The 22,146-nt window shown below is 65.3% G+C and carries 22 protein-coding genes; 16 read left to right on the forward strand and 6 right to left on the reverse strand.

The window, feature by feature from the left end; all coding sequences use genetic code 11:
- Positions 1-194 precede the first annotated feature (194 nt).
- From DCM80_RS21100 to DCM80_RS21115, 4 genes are read left to right on the forward strand one after another with little or no spacing between them, the layout of a single operon-like run.
- Positions 195-1,958, forward strand: a complete 1,764-nt coding sequence (locus DCM80_RS21100) for an ABC transporter ATP-binding protein (RefSeq protein ID WP_257177256.1) — start codon at positions 195-197, stop codon at positions 1,956-1,958.
- A 58-nt stretch (positions 1,959-2,016) separates the two neighbouring features.
- Entirely contained in the window at positions 2,017-4,221 is a 2,205-nt protein-coding gene (locus DCM80_RS21105; RefSeq protein WP_257193492.1) for an amylo-alpha-1,6-glucosidase, read from the forward strand.
- A gap of 20 nt (positions 4,222-4,241) precedes the next feature.
- Positions 4,242-4,760 (forward strand): PRC-barrel domain-containing protein, encoded by a 519-nt coding sequence (locus tag DCM80_RS21110; protein WP_257193493.1) that lies wholly within the window; start codon positions 4,242-4,244, stop codon positions 4,758-4,760.
- 23 nt (positions 4,761-4,783) lie between these two features.
- Positions 4,784-6,070 carry an MFS transporter gene (locus tag DCM80_RS21115; protein WP_257193495.1) on the forward strand — a complete coding sequence of 429 codons (1,287 nt, stop codon included), beginning with the start codon at positions 4,784-4,786 and terminating at the stop codon, positions 6,068-6,070.
- Positions 6,071-6,155: 85 nt separating this feature from the next.
- Here DCM80_RS21115 and DCM80_RS21120 read toward each other — a convergent pair whose 3' ends face one another.
- From DCM80_RS21120 to fixL, 4 genes are all read right to left on the reverse strand, one after another.
- Entirely contained in the window at positions 6,156-6,854 is a 699-nt protein-coding gene (locus tag DCM80_RS21120; RefSeq protein ID WP_257177260.1) for a helix-turn-helix domain-containing protein, read from the reverse strand.
- 103 nt (positions 6,855-6,957) lie between these two features.
- Positions 6,958-7,374 (reverse strand): response regulator, encoded by a 417-nt coding sequence (locus DCM80_RS21125; protein ID WP_257193497.1) that lies wholly within the window; start codon positions 7,372-7,374, stop codon positions 6,958-6,960.
- Between the two features lie 43 nt (positions 7,375-7,417).
- On the reverse strand, positions 7,418-8,035 hold the full coding sequence (gene fixJ, locus DCM80_RS21130; protein WP_257193498.1) for a response regulator FixJ: 618 nt from the start codon (positions 8,033-8,035) through the stop codon (positions 7,418-7,420).
- A gap of 2 nt (positions 8,036-8,037) precedes the next feature.
- Positions 8,038-9,555: a sensor protein FixL gene (gene fixL / locus DCM80_RS21135; RefSeq protein ID WP_257193499.1), complete on the reverse strand. Its 1,518-nt coding sequence runs from the start codon at positions 9,553-9,555 to the stop codon at positions 8,038-8,040.
- 217 nt (positions 9,556-9,772) lie between these two features.
- Between fixL and DCM80_RS21140 the strand changes: the two genes are divergently transcribed.
- The 10 genes from DCM80_RS21140 to ccoS all read left to right on the forward strand — a co-directional run bounded on the left by DCM80_RS21140 (position 9,773) and on the right by ccoS (position 19,233).
- Positions 9,773-10,606, forward strand: a complete 834-nt coding sequence (locus DCM80_RS21140) for a universal stress protein (protein ID WP_257193500.1) — start codon at positions 9,773-9,775, stop codon at positions 10,604-10,606.
- A 34-nt stretch (positions 10,607-10,640) separates the two neighbouring features.
- Positions 10,641-11,066 carry an HPP family protein gene (locus tag DCM80_RS21145; RefSeq protein ID WP_257193501.1) on the forward strand — a complete coding sequence of 142 codons (426 nt, stop codon included), beginning with the start codon at positions 10,641-10,643 and terminating at the stop codon, positions 11,064-11,066.
- A 258-nt stretch (positions 11,067-11,324) separates the two neighbouring features.
- A complete protein-coding gene (gene ccoN / locus DCM80_RS21150; RefSeq protein WP_028135112.1) occupies positions 11,325-12,974 on the forward strand; it encodes a cytochrome-c oxidase, cbb3-type subunit I in 1,650 nt (549 codons plus the stop codon).
- Positions 12,975-12,986: 12 nt separating this feature from the next.
- On the forward strand, positions 12,987-13,721 hold the full coding sequence (gene ccoO / locus DCM80_RS21155) for a cytochrome-c oxidase, cbb3-type subunit II (RefSeq protein WP_257193502.1): 735 nt from the start codon (positions 12,987-12,989) through the stop codon (positions 13,719-13,721).
- A gap of 13 nt (positions 13,722-13,734) precedes the next feature.
- A complete protein-coding gene (locus tag DCM80_RS21160; protein ID WP_028135114.1) occupies positions 13,735-13,899 on the forward strand; it encodes a cbb3-type cytochrome c oxidase subunit 3 in 165 nt (54 codons plus the stop codon).
- A 6-nt stretch (positions 13,900-13,905) separates the two neighbouring features.
- Complete coding sequence (gene ccoP / locus DCM80_RS21165) at positions 13,906-14,781, forward strand: cytochrome-c oxidase, cbb3-type subunit III (RefSeq protein ID WP_257193503.1); 876 nt, start codon at positions 13,906-13,908, stop codon at positions 14,779-14,781.
- A 122-nt stretch (positions 14,782-14,903) separates the two neighbouring features.
- Positions 14,904-16,370: a cytochrome c oxidase accessory protein CcoG gene (ccoG, locus tag DCM80_RS21170; protein ID WP_257193504.1), complete on the forward strand. Its 1,467-nt coding sequence runs from the start codon at positions 14,904-14,906 to the stop codon at positions 16,368-16,370.
- Positions 16,371-16,385: 15 nt separating this feature from the next.
- Positions 16,386-16,871, forward strand: a complete 486-nt coding sequence (locus DCM80_RS21175; RefSeq protein ID WP_028135117.1) for a FixH family protein — start codon at positions 16,386-16,388, stop codon at positions 16,869-16,871.
- Between the two features lie 11 nt (positions 16,872-16,882).
- Entirely contained in the window at positions 16,883-19,066 is a 2,184-nt protein-coding gene (locus DCM80_RS21180; RefSeq protein WP_257193505.1) for a cation-translocating P-type ATPase, read from the forward strand.
- On the forward strand, positions 19,066-19,233 hold the full coding sequence (gene ccoS / locus DCM80_RS21185) for a cbb3-type cytochrome oxidase assembly protein CcoS (protein WP_257193506.1): 168 nt from the start codon (positions 19,066-19,068) through the stop codon (positions 19,231-19,233). The genes DCM80_RS21180 and ccoS overlap by 1 nt, the downstream gene beginning before the upstream one ends.
- Here the strand turns inward: ccoS and DCM80_RS21190 are convergent.
- Both DCM80_RS21190 and DCM80_RS21195 read right to left on the reverse strand, forming a co-directional pair.
- Entirely contained in the window at positions 19,230-20,432 is a 1,203-nt protein-coding gene (locus DCM80_RS21190; protein WP_257193507.1) for an MFS transporter, read from the reverse strand. The genes ccoS and DCM80_RS21190 overlap by 4 nt on opposite strands.
- Positions 20,433-20,525: 93 nt before the next feature.
- A complete protein-coding gene (locus DCM80_RS21195; protein ID WP_257197993.1) occupies positions 20,526-21,008 on the reverse strand; it encodes a cupin domain-containing protein in 483 nt (160 codons plus the stop codon).
- A 27-nt stretch (positions 21,009-21,035) separates the two neighbouring features.
- Here DCM80_RS21195 and DCM80_RS21200 point away from each other — a divergent pair, with 27 nt between their 5' ends.
- Positions 21,036-21,209, forward strand: a complete 174-nt coding sequence (locus DCM80_RS21200) for a hypothetical protein (protein WP_257193508.1) — start codon at positions 21,036-21,038, stop codon at positions 21,207-21,209.
- 91 nt (positions 21,210-21,300) lie between these two features.
- Positions 21,301-22,017, forward strand: coding sequence for a peroxiredoxin-like family protein (locus DCM80_RS21205; RefSeq protein ID WP_257193509.1), 717 nt, complete (start codon positions 21,301-21,303; stop codon positions 22,015-22,017).
- Positions 22,018-22,146 lie beyond the last annotated feature (129 nt).

The raw sequence follows: 22,146 nt of genomic DNA on the forward strand, positions 1-22,146 counted from the left end.
GCACCTGCGAAGTTCCTTCTCCCAAACGTTACTTATTCGACACGTCCGGGGAGCGTCGCGATGCTGCCACCACATCTTCGCAGATCGTCCGCATCCGCATGTCGTGATGGCGCCGCCGGGGAACCGAGCGGAAGCGGTCGATGTTCACTCGACCAGTAACGAAACGAACAACAGAACAACGGGGCGACAGCCATATGGATCATCTTTCTGGATACGCGCGCAGGCCATTTGCCTTTGTCTTGCGCTATCTTCGGATGCGAATGGCGTCGCATCTGGTGATCCTCACCGCGGTAGTCGGAGCGGTTGCCTGCTCCGTAGGCACCCAGTACGGCGTCAAATCTCTCGTCGACGCCTTGTCGGCGGGACCATCGCAGGGCGGTGGCGTATGGCTGGCATTCATTCTGCTCATGTCGCTGATCGCCGCCGACAACTTCCTGTGGCGGATCGCAAGCTGGACGGCGAGCTTCACCTTTGTCCGGGTCACGGGCGATTTACGGCGTGACATATTTCGTCATCTGACCGGACACGCGCCCAGCTATTTCTCGGACCGGATGCCGGGGATGCTAACGAGCCGGATCACGGCGACCTCGAACGCGGTGTTCACGGTCGAGAACATGTTCGTCTGGAATGTGTTGCCGCCCTGCATCGCCACAATTGCGGCGATCGCGCTGATCGGAACCGTCAGTCCTTATATGGCGCTCGGCCTCATCGTGATCGCCGGCGGCATGGTTGTCACCATGTTTCACCTTGCCGCCGCCGGCAAGCCGCTGCACGACGATTTCGCCGACAAGGCGGCCGCGGTCGACGGAGAGATGATCGACGTCATCAGCAACATGCCGCTGGTGCGGGCCTTCTGCGGCATCGGCCACGAGCATGAGCGGTTCGACGCGACCGTCAACCGTGAGCTGACTGCGCGAAGCCGCAGCCTGCGCTATCTGGAAAAGCTGCGGTTGCTGCATGCCGCCGTGACCGTGCTCTTGACGATCGCGCTGATGGCCTGGGCCATCACACTCTGGCAGAAGGGTGCGGCGACCACCGGCGACGTCGTGCTGGTCTGTACGCTAGGCATCTCCATCCTGAGCGCGACGCGCGATCTCGCGGTGGCGCTGGTCGACGTCACCCAGCACGTCGCGCGCCTGACCGAGGCGATCGCGACGCTGCTGGTGCCGCACGAGCTGCGCGACCATCCCGAGGCCGAGCCGCTGGTCAAGAGCGGCGCGGCGATCGCGTTCAACAACGTCACCTTCGGCTATCCCGGCGGGGAGAAGATCTTCGAGCGGTTCAGCCTTCGCTTGCAGCCCGGCCAGCGCGTCGGCCTGGTCGGCCAGTCCGGCGGCGGCAAGTCGACGCTGTTCACGCTGCTGCAGCGCTTCTACGACGTCGACGAGGGCAACGTCACCATCGATGGGCAGGACATTTCGAAGGTCACGCAGCTGAGCCTGCGCGAGGCGATCTCCGTCGTGCCGCAGGACATTTCCTTGTTTCATCGCTCCATTCGCGAGAACATCCGCTACGGCCGCCCGAACGCGACCGACGACGAGGTGCTGCGCGCGGCGATCGCGGCGCGCTGCGACTTCATCGACGGCCTGCCCGAAGGTCTCGACACCATGGTCGGCGACCGCGGCGTCAAGATGTCCGGCGGCCAGCGCCAGCGCATCGCGATCGCGCGCGCCTTCCTGAAGGACGCGCCGATCCTGCTGCTGGACGAGGCCACCGCCGCGCTCGACAGCGAATCCGAGGAGGCGATCCGCGAGGCGCTGTCGCGCCTGATGCGTGGCCGCACCGTGATCGCGATCGCGCATCGGCTGGCAACGCTGCGCAATTTCGACCGCGTGGTGGTGCTGAGAAATGGTAAGATCATCGAAGACGGATCGCCCGAGCGCCTCATGCAGGGGCACGGACCCTATCGTGAACTGGTCACGCAGGAAATGAGTAGGCTGGCGCAAGCCGCCGCGTAAGCCAACAGTCGCGTTCTCGAGTCGGTCGCGTTTCAAAACAAGCGCAGGGGAGCTGCTCATGTCGGCCGAAGCCGTAACCCAACTCGTCTCCGTGACGCGGACCTCCGAACAGGTCGCGGAGCAACCTTTCTACATTCCGATGACCGGGCCATCGGCGCGGCCGCGGCGATCGCTCAAGCACGACGACATGTTCATCGTGCTCGACAGCCATGGTGACATCGGCGCATCGGCAGGCGGGCCGGATGGCCTGTTCCATCACGATACGCGCTACCTCGCGCGGCTCGAGCTCGTGCTCGACGATCTCCAGCCGCTGTTGCTCGGCTCCAACCTGCGTGACGACAATTCGGCGCTGACCGTCGATCTGACCAATCCGGACATCTACCGGCAGGACAGCCTCGTCCTGCAGAAGGATCTGCTGCACATCGTGCGCACGATCTTCCTCTGGCGTGGCACCGCCTATCAGCGCATCGGCGTGCAGAACCATGGCGAGCGGCGCACCAGCTTCGAGCTGACGTTGCTGTTCGACAATGACTTTGCCGACCTGTTCGAGGTTCGCGGCGAGCGCCGCCCGCATCGCGGGACCGGCACGAGCAGATTGCTCGGGCCGACCGACGTGCTGTTCGAGTATCGCGGTCTCGACGGCACCGAGCGCACCACGGGGCTGCATTTCGATCCGCGTCCGACGCGGCTGTCGGTGAATGCGGCGACCTGGCAGCTCGAGCTGGACCCGCACGAATCGGCATCGCTGTTCTTGGCCGTGTCCTGCAACCGGCCGATCGCGGAGAAGCCGGCGCGGTTCTTCCGGGGACTGCTCGCTCACCGCCGCGAGATGCGCCATTCCACTATGGGCGCCGCCAGCATCGAGACCTCCAACAACATCTTCAACGAGGTGCTGTGCCAGGCCATGGCCGACCTCAACATGCTGATGACGGAGACGCCGCAGGGGCGTTATCCCTATGCCGGCATTCCCTGGTACTCGACGACGTTCGGCCGCGACGGCCTGATCACCGCGCTCCAGATGCTGTGGGTCGATCCGCGCATCGCCAAAGGCGTCTTGCGCCGGCTCGCGCATTTCCAGGCCAAGGCCGTCGATCCGCTTGCCGATGCCGCTCCCGGCAAGATCCTGCACGAGATGCGCGGCGGAGAGATGGCGGCGCTGCGGGAGGTGCCGTTCGCGCAATATTACGGCAGCGTCGATTCCACCGCACTGTTCGTCCTGCTCGCCGGCAGCTATTTCGAACGGACCGGAGACGAGAAGACCTTGATCGAGCTGTGGCCGGCGATCGAGGCGGGGCTGGCCTGGATCGACGGTCCCGGCGATCCCGACCAGGACGGCTTCGTCGAATACCAGCGCGCGACCGAGAAGGGGCTGGCCAACCAGGGCTGGAAGGATTCCTACGACGCGATCTTTCACGCCGATGGAAAGCTCGCGGAAGGCAATATCGCGCTCGCCGAAGTCCAGGGCTACGTCTATGCCGCCAAGCAGCTGGCCGCGCGTTGCGCCTTGCGGCTCGGCAAGCCGGACCGTGCGCGCAAGCTCGAAGCCGAGGCGAGAGCGCTGGCCGAACGCTTCGAGCAGGCGTTCTGGTGCGAGGAGCTCGGCACTTATGCGCTCGCCCTCGACGGCAGGAAGCGGCCCTGCAAGGTGCGGACCTCGAACGCAGGTCAGGTGCTGTTCAGCGGCATGATCCGCGAGGACCGCGCCCGCCTCGTCGCTGCCGATCTGATGCGGCCGCATTTCTTCTCGGGCTGGGGCATCCGCACCGTCGCGCAGGGCGAAGCGCGCTACAATCCGATGTCCTACCATGACGGGTCGATCTGGCCGCACGACAACGCGCTGATCGCGCTCGGGCTCGCGCGCTACGGCCTCAAGCACTCGGTGGCGCATGTCTTCAAGGGGCTGTTCGACGCGGCGACCTACATGGACCTGCGCCGGCTGCCCGAATTGTTCTGCGGCTTCCGGCGCGAGAAGCGGCGAGGCCCGACGCTCTATCCGGTCGCCTGTGCGCCGCAGGCCTGGGCCAGCGCGACACCGTTCACGCTCCTGGAGGCGGCGCTCGGACTCGAATTCGACGTCGCGCGCGGCGAGATTCGCCTGCGCAACCCGCATCTGCCGGCGTTCCTCAACGAGGTGATCCTGCGCGATCTGCGCCTGGGCGATTCCAGCGTCGATCTGCGCGTCAGCCGCCACGGCGACGACGTGGCGCTGGAGGTGATGCGCACGCGTGGCCAGATCCAGGTCTCGATCGTGCTGGCGCGCTAGCAGCGCGCAAGGAGGGCGTCATGCGTGCGAATGGAGCATTGATCCTTGGTATGGCCATCGTTGCGAGCCTGGCGGTCGCCACCTCGCACGCCGCGGACGAGCCGCCGACAGGCCCGCGCGAGGCCAACGCGCCGGCGACCCAGCCGCCGGCCTCGACCGTTCCGGTGACGCCCAAGGACGCCGCCCCGCCGCCGTCGGTGACCATCATCGGCGCGAGCGAGGCTCACGGCGTGCTCGGCCGCGACGTGCGCAGTGCGGCCGGCGAGGACATGGGCCGCATCGTCGACGTTATCGTCGATCGCACCGGCCATGTGCGCGCTGCCGCGATCGATTTCGGCGGGTTTCTCGGCGTCGGCAGCCGCAAGATCGTGGTGGAATGGAACGCGTTGCGCTTCGGCAAGATCGCCAACAAGAAGGACAGCATCACGCTGGAATTGACCAAGGCGCAGGTCGCGGCCGCGCCGGAATACAAGGAGGACACGCCGATCGTCGTGCTCGGCGCGTCCGGCAGCCTTCAACCGCTGCAAGCGATCCAGTGAGGTGCGGGGAGGGCCCACCGCCTGTGCTGTTGTCGAGGAAGCCGAACCATGCAGATCGGGAGGGCCGCGTTGAGCAGGACAACGTCGCAGCGCCTTCGGTCGCCGGCGTCCCTGCGCCGTCGCGCCAGAGCCTGCGCGGCCTCGACTGGTTCATCTTCTTCCTCGCCGACGTGCAGACCGGATTCGGCCCTTTCATCGCGGTCTATCTGACCACCCAGAAATGGACCCAGGTCGAGATCGGCCTCGTGCTGTCGATCGGCGGCATCGTCGCGTTGATCGGGCAGATGCCGGGCGGGGCGATCATCGATGCCGCGAAATCGGAGCGTCTCGTCGCCGCCCTCGCGATCGCGACCATCGGGACCTGCGCGCTGGCCTATGCCGCGATGCCGATCTTCGCCGTCGTGGTGACCGCCGCCACCCTGCATGCGATGGCGAGCTGCGTGCTGGGGCCGGCGATTGCGGCCATCAGCCTGGGCCTTGTCGGTCCGCTCGCGATCGGCGAGCGGCTCGGCCGCAACGCGCGCTTTGCCTCGCTCGGCAACGGCGTCGCGGCGGCAGTGATGGGGACGGCGGGCTATCTGCTGTCGAGCCGCTCGGTCTTCCTGGTCACCTTCCTGCTCGTAATTCCGACCCTGATCGCACTCTCGCGCATCCGCGAGAATGAGGTCGATATCAGGCGCTGCCACGGCGAGATGCCGCCCGAAGCCGCCGACCGTGCCGACACCAATATCTGGCACCTGATCCGGCAGCGTCCGCTGATCATCTTTGCCTTGAGCGTTCTGCTGCTGCAACTGGCGAACGCCTCGATGATGCCGCTGATGGCAAGTGCGGTGACGGCGCGGTCCGCCCAATGGGCGACGGTGCTCGTCGCCTTTTGCATCGTCGTCCCCCAAGCGATCGTGGCGCTGCTGTCGCCGACGGTCGGGCGCAAGGCGCAGGCGTGGGGTCGGCGACCGCTGCTGCTGATCGGGTTCGGCGCGCTGGCGATTCGCGGCCTGTTGTTTGCGACCGTGCGCGATCCCTATCTGCTGGTCGCCGTGCAGGTGTTCGACGGCATTACCGCCGCCGTATTCGCGGTGATGATTCCACTGATCGTCGCCGACGTCGCCTTCGGCAGCGGCCATTTCAATCTGGCACAAGGAATCGTCGGCACCGCAACGGGCATCGGCGCATCGCTGAGCACCGTGCTCGGCGGCTATGTCAGCGACAAGTTCGGCAACGCGACCGCCTTCATCGGGCTGTCGGGCGTTGCCGCGACCGGACTCTTGCTGATTCTCCTTGCGATGCCGGAGACGAGGCGTACGGCATGATCGCCGGACAAAAGAACAAAAAGAAAATGGCCGGCCGAAACGAGTTCAGCCGGCCAAGTTGGTAGAGAGGAGGAGCAGGCGAAGCTCAGGCGTCGAGATGTTGCAGGCGCTGACGGTTGCGCAACACGATCTGGCGGGCGCCGGAGAAGCCGAGGATGCCCTGGGTGTGAAGCTGCGACAGCGCGCGCGACACGGTTTCGAGGGTGAGGCCGAGATAGTCGCCGATGTCGCGGCGGCACATCGGCAGCGCCATCATGCCGGCGACGGCGAGGCGGCGGTCCATCTCGAGCAGGAAGGTCGCGACGCGCTCCATCGCGGTCTTGCGGCCCAGCAGCAGCATGTGGTCTTCGGCATGGCGCAGCTCGGAGGCGGTCATCGCCCAGAGCTTGCGGGCGACCTGGACGTCGGTGCCGGCGGCCTTCTCAAGGCTCGCGCGCTTCACGAGGCGCACGGTGGTGTCGATGATGGCTTCGGCGGCAAGGCGGTGAGCGGGGCCGGATTCGAGGCCGAACACGTCGCCGGGAAGATGGAAGGCGCCGATCTGGCGACGACCGTCGGAAAGCAGCTTGTAGCTGCTCACGGCGCCCGACACGACCTGGTAGACATATTCGGCCGGCTCGTCCTCGCCATAGATCTCCTCGTCCTTGCGGTAGGAGAATTCCGTGGCGACCAGACCCACGTGACCGGTGATGGCGCCGAACTGGTCGGTGACGGGATGGGCGGGAGCAGCCTTGCCGATAAGCTGGGTGTTGATCGCCGGGGTGTTGATCGTCTGGGTCAGCATCTGCGCCATCTCCGTTGTGATGGCGCCTTGGTACGCGGTATCGGGGGCTTCGAAAATTTCGATCGATATCTTAAGGGGGGCGCCTTACGTAGAATCCCGTAGGTCAGGCGACGGAGCGGTCCTGGATGGCGTGGCGGATGCACTTGACCAGGTTTTCCTCGAGAAGCGGCTTCAAAACCACCTCCTTGATGCCCGCCGTCGCCGCCCGGGCCGAGATGTTCTCGTCGGGATAGCCGGTGATCAGGATCACAGGCGCGTCGCGGTCGGACTTGCGCAAGCGGCCGGCCAGCTCGATGCCGTTGATGTCCGGCATCTTGTAGTCGATGACGTAACAGTCCGGTCCGGCCGCGCTGCCGATGTTGAGCAGCGCCGTGCCGCTCCTGAAGGTCCGTACGGCAAAGCCGTCGGTCTCCAGCAGGAACCGCAGGGATCCCAGGACGGCGGCGTCATCGTCGACCACGAAGACGGTGGGCCGGGCAGGGGATGACGACCGCGCAGGATGTGAGCTAACCTCGATCATGTCCTCTGGCTAGCACTGCGCCGGCAAGGTGCCTTGACCTGCCTCAATCGTTGAGCATGCCGGCGCGCATCGCCAGCCGGACCAATTCCGAGAGGCTGTTGGCCTGCATCTTGGTCATGACATTGGCCCGGTAGACCTCGATGGTGCGCGGGCTGATGTCGTATTCGCGGGCGATCAGCTTGTTGGAGAGGCCCGCAATCAGCCCTTCCATGACCTGGCGCTCCCTGGGACTCAAGGACGCGACGCGGGCGGCGATGTCCTGCGCGACGACCTCGTTCTTGGCGGCGGGCTCGGCCTGGCGGATCGCCGACTCGATCATGGCGGTGAGGCGGTCGTCGTCGAACGGTTTTTCCAGAAAGTCGACGGCCCCGAGCTTCATCGCCTCGACCGCGAGCGGCACGTCGCCATGACCGGTCATGATCAGGATCGGGAACGGGCTCTGCTGCGCCTTCATCCGCTTGAGCAGCTCGATCCCGTCGAGGCCGGGCATGCGCACGTCGGAGACGACGCAGCCGAAGCCGAGGCCGGGCAGGGCCTCGAGAAAAGCGAGGGCGTCGCCGAACAGCGTGACGTGGAAGCCGGCGGAATCCAGCAGGAAATTCAACGAATCGCGCATCGCTGCGTCGTCGTCGATGACGTAGACATGTCCCTTGGTCGTCATGGTCAGCTTTCGTCAGTTGCCGGCAAGGTGAAGCGGAATGTCGCTCCACCAGCTGCGTTGCTCTCGGCCCACATGCGGCCGCCGTGGGCCTCGATGATCGAGCGGCTGATGGAGAGCCCCACGCCCATGCCGGTGTCCTTGGTGGTGAAAAAGGTCTGGAAGAGATTGGGGAGAACGTCGTCGCGGAAGCCGGCGCCGGTGTCGGAGACCTCCACCTCGATCATGTCGTCAGCGACGCGGGTGTTGGCAACGACGAGCTCGCGGCGCGGCGACTGCGCCATGGCCTCCAGCGCGTTGCGGAACAGATTGACCAGCACCTGCTGGATCTGCACCCGGTCGGCGAGCACGAGATCAGCGTCGGGATTGAGGCTGAAGCGGAGCTGCACGTTCTGCTCGCGCGCGCCGGCAAGCCCGAGCGCGCCGGCCTCCTCGATCAGCTTGGACAGGCTTTCGACCCGCTTCTCCGATTCGCCACGAGAGACGAAGTCGCGCAGGCGCCGGATGATCTGGCCGGCGCGCAGGGCCTGCTCCGCCGCGCGATCCAGCGCGTTTTCGACCTTCGGCGTGTTGGGATCGCTGCTGCCGGCGAGAAGGCGCCGCGACCCCTTCATGTAATTGCTGATCGCCGCCAGCGGCTGGTTGAGCTCGTGGGCGAGCGCCGAGGCCATCTCACCCATCGCGGTCAGCCGCGAGACGTGGACCAGCTCGGATTGCAATTCCTGGAGCCGGGCCTGGGTCTGCTGGTGCTCGGTGAGGTCGCGGACGAAGCCGGTGAAATAGGGCTCGCCGGCGCGCTGCGTCTGCCCGACGGACAGGTGCATCGGGAAAGTCGTGCCGTCGCGCCGCTTTCCCGTCACGATGCGGCCGATGCCGATGATGTGCGGATCATTCGTCCTGAGATAGCGCACGAGATAGCTGTCGTGACGCGACTGATCGGGCTCCGGCATCAGGATGCTGACGTTGCGGCCGATGGCTTCCTGCCGGCTGTAGCCGAACAGCCGCTCCGCCGCGCTGCTGAACAGCTGCATGATGCCGCGGGAATCGATGACGATCATGGCGTCCGGCACGGTCTCGAGAATCGAGCGAAGATGGTTCTCCTGGGAGCGCAGGGCGTCCTCGAGATGCTTTTCTTCGTTGATGTCGAGGAAGATTCCGCTGAGATGACGTGGCGTTCCTGAATCGTCCCGGATCACGCCGGCCCTGGCCCGGATCCATTGACCGGTCCCGGAGACGCCGCCCAACCTGAAGGACAGATCAAGTCCTCCGCCGCCTTCCGAGGCGCGTCCGATCGCCTTCAGAAGGTGGTCCCGATCCCCGGGTTCCAGCAAGGAAAGAAAGAGATCGTAGCTGACGGTCTGGTCCCGCTCGAGGCCAAACAGCCGCCTGGCCATGTCCGACCATTCGAGTTCGTGCGTCTTTAGATCGAGGTCCCAGGTGCCCACCCCGAATTCCTCGATGCGAACCGGGAAATGCTCGCTCCGACCATCGTTTGCCGGTTGGGTCTCGCGGGTCGGCGCCAAACTCTGCTCCTCATCTCGGCCCGGTCGGCAGGACGCCGTTACCGCTGGCGCAATTTCGCCCAAGGCGCGCTCCGAGGCAAGCGCGGACGTTGAATTCACTGGCGGATTCCATTGGGAAGGACAAGGGAGCCCGGAAGCGCTCATTTTGATCTATCTCATCCTGCTGCATGGCAGCGGGCTTAGGCTCCAACAAAACCCGGTGATGTGGAGATACTCGATGACATACGCGACGGTGATGGTCAGCCTGGCGCTCGATCAGTCCAACGAGGCGCGTCTTCAGGTGGCCGGTGAGCTTGCCGAACGATTCGAGGCGGCCATCGTCGGGGTCGCCGCGGCACAGTTCGCGCCGCCGCTCTATTTCACCGACGGCGCCGAGGCACAAGCGCTGATCGACGAGGGCGAGGCTTCGATCAAGCGGCGGCTGGCCGGCCTCGAGGCGCAATTCCGGGCAGCGACCAAGAATCGCGGCGGACATGCGGAGTGGCGCAGCGCGATGGACTTTCCGGCGCGATTCTTCCTAACGCAGGCGCGCTGCGCCGACATCATCGTCAGCGGCGGGCAGAGCCCGGCCTTCTCCGATGCTTTTGCGCTCGCAAGCCCCAAGGACCTGGTGATGCAGGCCGGCCGCCCGCTTCTCGTCGTCCCCGATCGGGTCACGTGGCTCGACCTGCGCAGCGTGCTGGTGGCGTGGAAGGATACGCCGGAGGCGCGGCGGGCAGTGGCCGACGCGCTGCCGATGCTACGCAAGGCGAGGGACGTCACCATCGCGACAATTCCCGAGCGAGACGACGACCGTTCGGTCGTGATGGCCGGCGTCGCCGACGTCGCCGCCTGGCTCGCCCGCCATGGCGTCACGGCGACGGCGCGCCTGTACGAAGGCACCCGGAACGGAAACGCCTCGGCGCAATTGGAAAAAGTCGCAGGGGACGTCGATGCCAGCCTGATCGTCGCGGGCGCCTATGGTCATTCGAGGTTTCGTGAACTGATCCTGGGAGGCGTCACCCAGTATCTGGTGACGCAGACCGCCCGCTGCGTGCTGCTGTCGCACTGACGGTCGGCCGGAATCGAATCGAGGAGGACGCGCCGTGTACAGATTTCTTGAACAGACCGTCGACGGTTACATGACGCGCAACGTCAAGACGGTGCAGCGCGACCGTGACTTGTTCGAGCTCAGCGAGATGTTCGAGACCGACGATTTCAACTCCTATCCGGTCGAGGACGACGGGCAGGTGGTCGGCATCGTCACCAAGTTCGACATCCTGAAGTGCTTCGCCTTCACGCCGAGCCAGATGATGCCGCGCTATCACGACCTGATGAGCCGCAAGGTCGGCGACGTCATGACGCCGGAGTTCATCTATGTCAGCCCCGATACGCGGCTGACGCGCGTGCTCCAGATCATGGTCGAGCACCGCATCCGGAGCATCATCGTGCTCAACAACGCGCAGAAGCTGGTCGGGATCATCGCCCGCGAGGACGTCATCGCGGCGCTCAAGGCGACGACGCGCGACTGACGCACCATCCCTGACCGGCAATCTCATCGTCCCCTCCGTTATTATACGGAGGCTGCTCCCGTTTGCGCGCCACGCCGGACCAGTTCCGGCGGGAAACACGTCCGCTGCGGCCAGCCCACATACAGTTGAGCTTGCCGCACGGTCCTTGCCTTCACGAAGGGTGGCTGCGGAGAACTTAAGTGCCGCCCTTGATTTCAATCAATTCCCGGTGAGGATGAATGTGGTTTCTGGCGGTGTGTTCTTTCAGAGAGAATCCGCATGAGCCAGCCCTCCATTTCCAAATCCATGACCATCGGTGAAAGCGGCTTGGCTGTCGTGTTCGCAGTCACCGCCTTCCTGTGCGTGGTCGCTTCGGCCAAGGCGCTCGATGCGCCCTTCGCCTTCCATGCCGCGCTCAGCGCGGCGGCGAGCCTCGCGGCGCTGTTCGTCATCGTCAACCGCTACCTCGATCGCCCGGCGGCGCTGCCGCCGGCGGAGATCAACGGACGCCCCAACTACAATATGGGCCCGATCAAGTTCTCGGCGTTCATGGCGATGTTCTGGGGTATCGCCGGCTTCCTGGTCGGCCTCATCATCGCCTCGCAGCTGGCTTGGCCCGCGCTGAACTTCGATCTGCCCTGGACCAGCTTCGGCCGCCTGCGGCCGCTGCACACCTCCGCCGTGATCTTCGCCTTCGGCGGCAACGTGCTGATCGCGACCTCCTTCTACGTGGTGCAGAAATCCTGCCACGTCCGCCTCGCCGGCGACCTCGCACCGTGGTTCGTCGTCCTGGGCTACAATTTCTTCATTCTGATCGCCGGCACCGGCTATCTGCTCGGCGTCACTCAGTCGAAGGAATATGCCGAGCCGGAATGGTACGCCGATTTGTGGCTGACCATCGTCTGGGTCGTCTATCTGCTGGTCTTCCTTGTCACGATCATCAAGCGCAAGGAGCCGCACATCTTCGTCGCGAACTGGTTCTATCTCGCCTTCATCGTGACGATCGCGGTGCTGCATCTCGGCAACAATCCGGCGCTTCCCGTCTCGGTGTTCGGCTCGAAGTCCTACGTCGCCTGGGGCGGCATCCAGGACGCCATGTTCCAGTGGTGGTACGGCCACAACGCGGTCGGCTTCTTCCTGACCGCCGGCTTCCTCGCCATCATGTACTACTTCATCCCCAAGCGCGCCGAACGGCCGATCTATTCCTACCGGCTGTCGATCATCCACTTCTGGGCGCTGATCTTCCTCTACATCTGGGCAGGTCCCCACCATCTGCACTACACGGCGCTGCCGGACTGGACGCAGACGCTGGGCATGACCTTCTCGATCATGCTGTGGATGCCCTCCTGGGGCGGCATGATCAACGGCCTGATGACGCTGTCGGGCGCCTGGGACAAGCTGCGCACCGACCCCGTGCTGCGCATGCTCGTGGTCTCCGTCGCCTTCTACGGCATGTCGACCTTCGAAGGCCCGATGATGTCGATCAAGGTGGTCAACTCGCTCAGCCACTACACCGACTGGACCATCGGCCACGTGCATTCCGGCGCGCTCGGCTGGGTCGGCTTCGTCTCCTTCGGCGCGCTGTACTGCTTGGTGCCGTGGGCCTGGAATCGCAAGGGCCTGTACAGCCTGAAGCTCGTCAACTGGCACTTCTGGGTCGCCACCCTCGGCATCGTTCTCTACATCTCGGCGATGTGGGTGTCCGGCATCCTGCAGGGCCTGATGTGGCGCGCCTACACCTCGCTCGGCTTCCTCGAATATTCCTTCATCGAGACCGTCGAGGCGATGCACCCCTTCTACATCATCCGCGCGGCAGGCGGCGGCCTGTTCCTGATCGGCGCGCTGATCATGGCCTACAATCTCTGGATGACCGTTCGCGTCGGCGAGCAGGAAGTCCAGATGCCCGTCGCTCTTCAGCCGGCGGAATGAGGAGCTAAAGCAATGTCGTTCTGGACACGCCACCAAGTCTTCGAAAAGAACTCGATCATCCTGGTCGTCGGCATCCTGCTGGTGATCGCGATCGGCGGTCTCGTCGAGATCACCCCGCTGTTCTACCTCAAGAGCACGATCGAGAAGGTCGACGGGGTCAGGCCCTACACGCCGCTGGAGCTGGCGGGCCGCAACGTCTACGTCCGCGAGGGCTGCTATCTCTGCCACTCGCAAATGGTCCGTCCGCTGCGTGACGAGGTCGAGCGCTACGGCCATTTCTCGCTCGCCGCCGAGAGCATGTACGACCATCCGTTCCAGTGGGGCTCCAAGCGCACCGGCCCGGATCTCGCCCGCGTCGGCGCCAAGTACTCCGACGACTGGCACGTCACCCATCTGACCAACCCGCGCGCGATCGTGCCGCAGTCGGTGATGCCCGGCTATCCGTTCCTCAGCAAGGCCGAGGTCGACCCGGATGCGATCGCGGGCGACATGCGCGCGCTCAGGACGGTCGGCGTCCCCTATAGCGACGAGCAGATCGCCAATGCCGCCGCCGACATGAAAGCCCAGGCCGATCCCGAGAATGCCGGGTCCGACGCCTTCACCAAGCGCTACGCCAAGGCCGTCGTGCGGAACTTCGACGGCAAGGTCGGCACGCCGACGGAGATGGACGCGCTCGTCGCGTACCTGCAGATGCTCGGCACGCTGGTCGACTTCAAGATCTACAACGAGAAAGCCAATCTTCGCTGAGAAGGCATGAACGATGAAAGCCATCCTTACAGTCCACAATCTTGCGTCAGATCTCGTGACGACGATCTGGACACCGGTGTTCGTCGCGATCTTTCTCGCGATCATCGCCTACGCATTCTGGCCCCGTAACAAGGCTGTGTTCGACAAGGCAGCGCACCTGCCCTTGCGGGAGGAGTAGAGAACCATGACCGATCATTCTAGCGACATCGATTCCGTCTCCGGCAAGTCCACGACCGGCCACCAATGGGACGGCATCAAGGAGCTCAACACGCCGCTGCCGCGCTGGTGGGTGATCACCTTCTACCTCACCATCATCTGGTCGATCGGCTACTGGATCGTCTATCCGGCTTGGCCGCTGATCCAAAGCAATACCACCGGCATGTTCGGCTACTCCTCGCGCGCCGACGTCGCGGTCGAGCTCGCGAACCTCGAGAAGATCCGCGGTGACAAGATGGCGGCGCTGGGCACGGCCTCGCTGGTCGACATCGAGAAGGACCCGGCCTTGCTGGCGCTCGCCCGCGCCAAGGGCAAGACCGTGTTCGGCGACAATTGCGCGCCGTGCCACGGCTCCGGCGGTGCCGGCGCCAAGGGTTATCCGAACCTGAACGACGACGACTGGCTGTGGGGCGGCACGCTCGACCAGATCATGCAGACCATCCAGTTCGGCGCCCGGTCCGGTCATGCCAAGGGGCATGAAGGCCAGATGCTCGCCTTCGGCAAGGATGGCGTGCTGAAGCCGGACGAGATCGTCACGGTCGCCAATTACGTGCGCTCGCTGTCGGGCCTGTCGACCCGAAACGGATATGACGCCGCCAAGGGCCAGAAGATCTTCGCGGAAAACTGCGTCGCCTGCCACGGCGACAACGGCAAGGGCAACCTGGAGGTGGGCGCCCCGAACCTGACCGACAAGATCTCGCTCTACGGCACCGACGAAGCGAGCCTGATCGAGACCATCAGCCAGGGTCGTGCCGGCGTGATGCCGGCCTGGGAAGGGCGGCTCGATCCCGCCACCATTAAGGCGATGGCGGTCTACGTCCACTCGCTCGGCGGCGGAAAATAGCGGATCCGCGACACAAAGGCTTCAAACGGGGGTGAACAAAAGTGCCCCCGTTTGAGCTGGATCAACTGACGCGGCGGTGTCGGGTCTAGGTTTAATCGCACCTCTTTTAGAAGTTCCAAGCGATGAACAAGACCGTCAATCCGAACGAGCTCAAGCCTGTAGACGACGTCGGGCCGCTCTATGCGCCCCGCCAGAAGGTCTACCCCCAGAGCGTCTCCGGCACGTTCCGCCGCATCAAGTGGGGCCTGATGGCGATCTGCCTCGGCATCTACTATTTCCTGCCGTTCGTGCGCTGGAACCGCGGCCTCGGTGCCCCCAGCCAGGCTGTGCTGATCGATCTGCCCAACAGCCGCTTCTACTTCTTCTTCATCGAGCTGTGGCCGCAGGAGGTCTACTACTTCACCGGCCTGCTGATCGTGGCCGCGGTGGCGCTGTTCCTGATGAACTCGGTCGGCGGACGCATCTGGTGCGGCTATCTCTGTCCGCAGACGGTGTGGACCGATCTGTTCTACGCGGTCGAACGCCTGATCGAGGGCGACCGGCGCGAGCGGATGAAGAAGGCCAAATCGTCCGATCCCTTGAAGCTCGAGCGCGTCTCCGAGATCGTGCTCAAGCATTCGATCTGGCTGATGATCGCCTGGTGGACCGGCGGCGCCTGGGTGCTCTACTTCAACGACGCGCCGACCCTGGTGAAGGAGCTCGTCACCTTCCAGGGGCCGATGCTCGCCTATATCTGGATCGGCATCCTCACCGCGACGACCTACGTCCTCGCCGGCTACATGCGCGAGCAGGTCTGCACCTATATGTGCCCGTGGCCGCGCATCCAGGCCGCGCTCACCGACGAATGGGCGCTCAACGTCACCTATCGCTATGACCGCGGCGAGAAGCGCACCTCGGTCAAGAAGGCCGCCGAGCTGCGCGCGCTCGGCCAGCAGGTCGGCGATTGCGTCGATTGCTACCAATGCGTCGCGGTCTGTCCGACCGGCATCGACATCCGCAACGGACCGCAGATGGAATGCATCCAGTGCGGCCTCTGCATCGATGCCTGCGACAACGTGATGGCCAAGATCGGGCGGCCGAAGCGGCTGATCGGCTACGACAACGACATCAACATCCATCGCCGCCAGGAAGGCAAGGCGCCGATCTACCGGATCGTCCGGGCCCGCACCATCGTCTACAGCGCGATCATCGCGGCGGTCGGCGGCTTCATGGTCTATACGCTGGCGACCCGCAGCCTGCTCGACGTCAACGTGCTGCACGACCGCAATCCGGTCGCGGTCAAGCTCAGCGACGGCTCGATCCGCAACGCCTACACGGTGCGGCTGCTCAACAAGAGCGGTTACGATCGCGCCATCGCCATCGACGTGGAGGGGCCGATCAATCCCACGATGCATGTCGTCGGCGTCGATTCGGTGACGCCGGATCGGCCGATCATCGTGATCCCGCGCGACTCCACCAGCGAGCTGCGGCTGCTCGTCACCGCGCCTGCCGAGAACAATCCGGAGAAGTCGATTCCGGTTCGCTTCCACGTCATGGATATCGGATTGGGCGTGGCCGCGAGCGCCACCGACAATTTCGTCGCGCCGTAAGTCGAGGAGACCATCATGTCATCCAAGCCGCTGACCGGAACCAAGGTGTTCCTGATGCTGGTCGCCTTCTTCGCCCTCGTGATCGGCGTCAACGCCACCATGATGAAGCTGGCGATCGCGACGCTGCCGGGAACCGAAGTCGACAGCGCCTATGCCGCAGGCCTGACCTACGACCGCGAGATATCGGCGGCGCAGGACCAGGCGCTGCGCAAATGGAAGGTCAACGCCCATATCGAGCGCCGCAACGACGGCGGTGCCTTGGTCCAAGTCGAGGCGCGCGATGCCGGCGGCCAGCCGCTCTCGGGGCTGAAATTCGGCGGACGCCTGGAGCGGCCGACCGACAAGCGCGCCGATCTCGCCGTCGAGCTCACCGAATCCGGCATCGGCCTCTATCGCGGCGATGCCGCTTCCGTCGCGCCGGGCCAGTGGGACCTGGTGATCGAGGGCGAGGCGCGGGGGACGCGCGTGTTCCTGTCGCGCAACCGCGTGATCCTGAACTGAAGGACTTTGTCATGCACGTCACGCGGGATTTCTCGCACTACGTCCGGGCCGCGGGCGAGGGCGTCCAGCACATCGATCTCGCGGTCGAAGGCGTTCATTGCGCCGGCTGCATGGCCAAGATCGAGCGCGGCCTGTCCGCCATCCCCGACGTCACGCTGGCGCGCGTCAACCTGACCGACCGCCGCGTCGCGCTGGAATGGAAGGCGGGCACGCTCGACCCCGGCCGCTTCATCGACCGGCTCGAGGAGCTCGGCTACAAGGCCTATCCATTCGAGACCGAGAGCGCGGAGGCGGCGGAAGTCGCCGAATCGCGTCTCCTGCTGCGCTGCCTCGGCGTTGCCGCCTTCGCCACCATGAACGTGATGATGCTGTCGATTCCGGTGTGGTCCGGCAACGTTTCGGACATGCTGCCCGAGCAGCGCGACTTCTTCCACTGGCTCTCGGCGCTGATCGCATTGCCGGCGGCGGCCTATGCCGGCCAGCCGTTCTTCCGCTCGGCCTGGCGCGCGCTGTCGGCGAAGACGACCAACATGGACGTGCCGATCTCGATCGGCGTGATCCTCGCGCTTGGCATGTCCGTGGTCGAGACCATCCACCACGCCGAGCACGCTTATTTCGACGCGGCGATCATGCTGCTGACCTTCCTCCTGGTCGGCCGCTTCCTCGACCAGAACATGCGGCGGCGGACCCGCGCGGTCGCCGGCAATCTCGCCGCGCTCAAGGCGGAGACGGCCGCCAAGTTCGTCGGACCCGACGAGATCTCGCAGGTTCCGGTGGCGGCCATCAATCCCGGCGACATCGTGCTGCTCAGGCCCGGCGAGCGCTGCGCGGTCGACGGCGCCGTGATCGAGGGGCGATCTGAGATCGACCAGAGCCTGATCACCGGCGAGACGCTCTATGTCACGGCCGAGCAGGGCACGCCGGTCTATGCGGGATCGATGAACATCTCCGGCACGCTGCGCGTGCGGGTCTCTGCCGCCTCCGAGGCGACCCTGCTGGCCGAGATTACCCGGCTGCTCGACAACGCGCTGCAGGCCCGTTCGCGCTACATGCGGCTCGCCGACCGCGCCTCGCGGCTGTACGCGCCCGTGGTGCATGCGACCGCGCTTCTGACCATCCTCGGCTGGGTCATGGCCGGTGCGTCCTGGCATGATGCGATCGTGACCGGCGTCGCGGTGCTGATCATCACCTGTCCCTGTGCGCTGGGGCTGGCCATTCCGACCGTGCAGACCATCGCCTCCGGCGCGATGTTCAAGTCCGGCGTGCTGCTGAATTCCGGCGACTCGATCGAGCGGCTGGCCGAGGCCGATCACGTCATCTTCGACAAGACTGGTACGCTGACGCTGCCCGATCTCGAAGTGATGAATGCCGCCGACATCCCAGCGGAGATCTTCGAGCTCGCCGGCCGGCTCGCGCTGTCGAGCCATCATCCGGTCGCAGCCGCCGTCGCGCAGGCCGCCGGCGCCAAATCGCCTGTCGTCGGTGCGGTCGAAGAGGCCGGGCAGGGCGTCCGCGCAACTGTGGACGGCGTCGAGCTCCGCCTCGGTCGCCCCTCTTTCTGCGGCGCCGAGGCGCTGGTCGGCAGCGTCGATCCCGAGGCCTCCATCGTCGCGTTCAGCAAGGGCAGCGAGAGATTCGTCCTCTCGGTCCGTCAGGGCCTGCGTTCGGATGCGAAGGCGGTGATCGCGGCGCTGAAGGCGCGCAACATCGGCATCGAGATTCTCTCCGGCGATCGCGAGGCGGCCGTGAAGGCGGCGGCCAACGCGCTCGACATTCCCGAATGGCGCGCCGGCGTCACGCCGGCCGACAAGATCGCGCGGATCGAGGAACTGAAGCAGCGGGGCGCCAAGGTGCTGATGGTCGGCGACGGCATGAACGACGCGCCTTCGCTGGCGGCGGCCCATGTCTCGATGTCGCCGATCTCGGCCGCGCATCTGAGCCAGGCCACCGCCGATCTCGTCTTCCTCGGCCGGCCGCTGGCGCCGGTGGTTGCGGCCATCGACGCCTCGCGCAAGGCGCTGCATCTGATGCGGCAGAACCTCTGGCTCGCGATCGGCTACAACGTCCTCGCCGTGCCGGTCGCCATCAGCGGGGTCGTGACGCCCCTGATCGCGGCGGCTGCCATGAGCGGATCGTCGATCCTGGTCATGCTCAATTCGCTGCGCGCGCGGAGCGCCTCGCGGGAGATCGTGTGATGGAGATCCTGGTCATCCTGGTCCCGCTGGCGCTGATGCTCGGCGGTGCCGGTCTCGTCGCCTTCCTGTGGTCGCTCAGAAGCGGCCAGTACGACGATCTCGACGGTGCCGCCTGGCGCGCCATCGCCGACGAGGAGCCGGCGCCGGAAGCTCCCACCAAGCGCTAGCGCTTCAAGGCGAAGGTGAGCAGGCCTGCGGCCGCAAGGGCCGCGCCGACGCCGAGCACGCAGGCGGGCCATCCGAAAGCGTCGAACAGGCGCCCGAGCACGGCCGTACCGACCAGCCCGCCGCCAAAATAGCATGCAAGATATGTCCCGCTGGCAATGCCGTGGTTGTCAGCAGCGGCCTGTCCGACGAAGGCGGTGGCGGCGGCTTGCGCGAAGAATGTGCCGACGCCGACCAGAACCATGCCGGTGAGGACTTCGCTCAGATGTGGCCTCAGCATCAACGGCAGGCCGAGCCCGGCGATGGCGAGCGCGCCCCAGATCGTCGGACGCGTGCCGAGCTTTGATGCCACCCTGCCGGCCAAAAGCGTCGTGACGACCGAGGGCAGGAAGACGAAATAGACGAGGCCGAGGTCCATCATGCCCAGCGACAGCGGCGGCCGGACCAGCACGAAATTGACGAAGGTGAAGGTGCCGATGAAGGCGAACAGGATGCAGAAGCCGACGCCGTAGGCGGCCCGGAGCGACGGATTGCGCCAGTGCGCGATCGCGGCGATCAGCGGCGATGTCGCAGGCATGGTCGCATGCATCGGCGGTACACGCTTGATCGTGAAGAAAACCAGGATCGCTCCGGCCAGATTGAGTGCGGCGAAGACGTAGAAATTCCAGGCAAGGCCAAGGCCGTCGGCGAGCGCTGCCGAGAATAGGCGGCCAACGAGGTTGCTGGCGACGTTTCCGGCGATGTAGGCGGCAAATGCGCCACCGGCGTCAATCGTGCTGCATTGCTCGCCGAGATAAGCGAGCGTCAAGGCAAAGGCAGAGGCCATGCAAAGGCCCTGCGCAACCCGCAAGACCGTGAAGACGGCAAGGTTCGGCGCGCTCGCCAGCAGGCTCGTCGGGATGGCGAGAAGCGCAAGGCTGATGAGGATGCCGGCCCGCCTGTTGATGCGCGGGCTGAAGAGGCCGACCACCAGACCTGCGACGGCCATGCCGAAGGTGCTGGCATTGACGGCGAAGCCCATCGCCGCGGGCGAGACGCCGTAATGGCGCGTCAGCGCCGGCAGGATCGCCTGCGTCGCGAACAGGTCGACGACCGTCAGGAATGCAGTCAGCCCGATCACGACCGAGCGAAGCACGAGACCGGACAAATGCGCGTCCATCGCCATTGTGGACGGCTTGATCGGCGTGGAGAGGTCGGTCATGGCGTGATTGTCCGCGTATCGTGGATGGTCATTCCGGGATGGCGCGGCAGCGCCAGGCCCGGAATGGTGGGGATGCAAGCCCCCGAGGCGGCCTCACATGTGATGGTCGTTGGGATCCTTGCGGACGTCGCCGACGTAGAGAATGACGGTCTCCTTGCCGAGGTTCTTCCACCAATGCGAGGTGCCGTGGACCTCGGGACGGATGTCGCCGGCCTTGTGCACGATCGGATCGGCGCAATTGGAGGCGTATTCGACGATCTCGCCCTGCTGCACGAAGATCAGCGCGGGACGGTCGTCATGGCTGTGCCACGGCACGATGCCGCCGGGCGCGATGGTCAGCTTGCGGAAGCGCAGCTCGCGGCCCTCGATATGGGCGGGCTGCTTGCCGAGGTCGATGGCGCCCAGCGTCACGTCGGTGACGCCGACCGGCTTGTAGTCGACCATCTTTTGCGCGTTCGGCTTGACCTTGTCGGCCGGGCATTCGCCCGCGACGGCAGGCTGCGACGCGAATGTCAGCGCGCCGACGACGGCGAGGCCGGACCAGACCAGGCGCGACAATGTGGGATGCTTGGACACGGGCTTGGACATGGGAAGTCTCCTGTGTTGGCCGCAACCTCGCTGGTCGCCGGCTATGACGGGAGCTTCGTCGAGAACGCGTCGATCCTGAAATGCCGGCTTGCTCTCGATGCGATAGCGATCCGCTATGTTGATGCGCGGCGGCTATCGATCCGATTGGGCAACGGCATTTCCGCTTTCGTACCATTCGGCGTCCGATGACAGGGCGCCCGATTGGCGCCCGGTATCGCGCCTCTTGCGGCCGGCCGAACCGGGAAACTAATATTCACCGAATGCAATGCCGGAGCAGAAGATGACATCTCTCTCGCCAGCCGATGCCGAGCAGCTCAGGCTTGCCTTCCAGCGCTGCCGCGACATGGACGGCACCCTGAACGAGCAGCTCCGCGCCTATGCCGATGCCAGCCGTGCGGTCTTTCCGGCCTATGGCGAGGCAGTCGATCGCCTGGTCGCGAGATTGGGCGGGAACGGCGGCGGCGAGACCGCGCCGCGTCCCGGCGATCTGATGCCGCCATTCATGCTGCCGGACGAGGGCGGGCGTCTGGTCACACTGCCTGCGCTGCTGGAGCGCGGTCCGCTTGCCGTGATGTTCTTCCGCGGCCATTGGTGTCCCTATTGCCGGCTCAATGTCCGCGCCGTGGTCCAGGCGCTCGATCATATCGAGGCCATGGGGGCGCAGGTCGTCGCAATCATGCCGGAGACGCAGGAATATATTGGACAGCTCAAGGCCGAATCCGGCGCGCCGTTTCCGATCCTGACCGATCTCGACAACGGCTACGCGCTCTCGCTCAATCTCGCGATCTGGCTCGGCGCCGAGATCCAGCATCTGCTGTCGTATCAGGACATGGCGAAATTCCACGGCAATGATGGCTGGATGCTGCCGATCCCGGCCGTGTTCGTGGTCGGCCGCGACGGAATCGTCAAAGCGCGCTTCGTCGATCCCGATTTCCGCAAGCGCATGGAGATCGACGATTTGCTCGCGGCGCTGGAGAGCGCGAGCCGGGAGAACTAAGCTTTTCTTCCCTTCTTCCCTTGCGGGAGAAGGCGGCGCGGAGCGCCGGATGAGAGGTCTCTAGCCCCATATACTGATGTGCGTGGAGATATACCCCTCACCCAAGCGAGTCTGGGTCTGCCGGCGTCG

It is taken from the genome of Bradyrhizobium sp. WBOS08 (assembly GCF_024585125.1).
GTDB lineage: Bacteria > Pseudomonadota > Alphaproteobacteria > Rhizobiales > Xanthobacteraceae > Bradyrhizobium > Bradyrhizobium japonicum_B.

Excerpts from the sequence above, each read along its gene's own strand:
- DCM80_RS21100 (WP_257177256.1), top strand. The coding sequence starts at position 195 with ATGGATCATCTTTCTGGATACGCGCGCAGGCCATTTGCCTTTGTCTTG.
- DCM80_RS21105 (WP_257193492.1), top strand. The coding sequence starts at position 2,017 with ATGTCGGCCGAAGCCGTAACCCAACTCGTCTCCGTGACGCGGACCTCC.
- DCM80_RS21110 (WP_257193493.1), top strand. The coding sequence starts at position 4,242 with ATGCGTGCGAATGGAGCATTGATCCTTGGTATGGCCATCGTTGCGAGC.
- DCM80_RS21120 (WP_257177260.1), bottom strand. The coding sequence starts at position 6,854 with ATGCTGACCCAGACGATCAACACCCCGGCGATCAACACCCAGCTTATC.
- DCM80_RS21125 (WP_257193497.1), bottom strand. The coding sequence starts at position 7,374 with ATGATCGAGGTTAGCTCACATCCTGCGCGGTCGTCATCCCCTGCCCGG.
- fixJ (WP_257193498.1), bottom strand. The coding sequence starts at position 8,035 with ATGACGACCAAGGGACATGTCTACGTCATCGACGACGACGCAGCGATG.
- DCM80_RS21140 (WP_257193500.1), top strand. The coding sequence starts at position 9,773 with ATGACATACGCGACGGTGATGGTCAGCCTGGCGCTCGATCAGTCCAAC.
- ccoN (WP_028135112.1), top strand. The coding sequence starts at position 11,325 with ATGAGCCAGCCCTCCATTTCCAAATCCATGACCATCGGTGAAAGCGGC.
- ccoO (WP_257193502.1), top strand. The coding sequence starts at position 12,987 with ATGTCGTTCTGGACACGCCACCAAGTCTTCGAAAAGAACTCGATCATC.
- DCM80_RS21160 (WP_028135114.1), top strand. The coding sequence starts at position 13,735 with ATGAAAGCCATCCTTACAGTCCACAATCTTGCGTCAGATCTCGTGACG.
- ccoP (WP_257193503.1), top strand. The coding sequence starts at position 13,906 with ATGACCGATCATTCTAGCGACATCGATTCCGTCTCCGGCAAGTCCACG.
- ccoG (WP_257193504.1), top strand. The coding sequence starts at position 14,904 with ATGAACAAGACCGTCAATCCGAACGAGCTCAAGCCTGTAGACGACGTC.
- DCM80_RS21175 (WP_028135117.1), top strand. The coding sequence starts at position 16,386 with ATGTCATCCAAGCCGCTGACCGGAACCAAGGTGTTCCTGATGCTGGTC.
- DCM80_RS21180 (WP_257193505.1), top strand. The coding sequence starts at position 16,883 with ATGCACGTCACGCGGGATTTCTCGCACTACGTCCGGGCCGCGGGCGAG.
- ccoS (WP_257193506.1), top strand. The coding sequence starts at position 19,066 with ATGGAGATCCTGGTCATCCTGGTCCCGCTGGCGCTGATGCTCGGCGGT.
- DCM80_RS21190 (WP_257193507.1), bottom strand. The coding sequence starts at position 20,432 with ATGACCGACCTCTCCACGCCGATCAAGCCGTCCACAATGGCGATGGAC.
- DCM80_RS21205 (WP_257193509.1), top strand. The coding sequence starts at position 21,301 with ATGACATCTCTCTCGCCAGCCGATGCCGAGCAGCTCAGGCTTGCCTTC.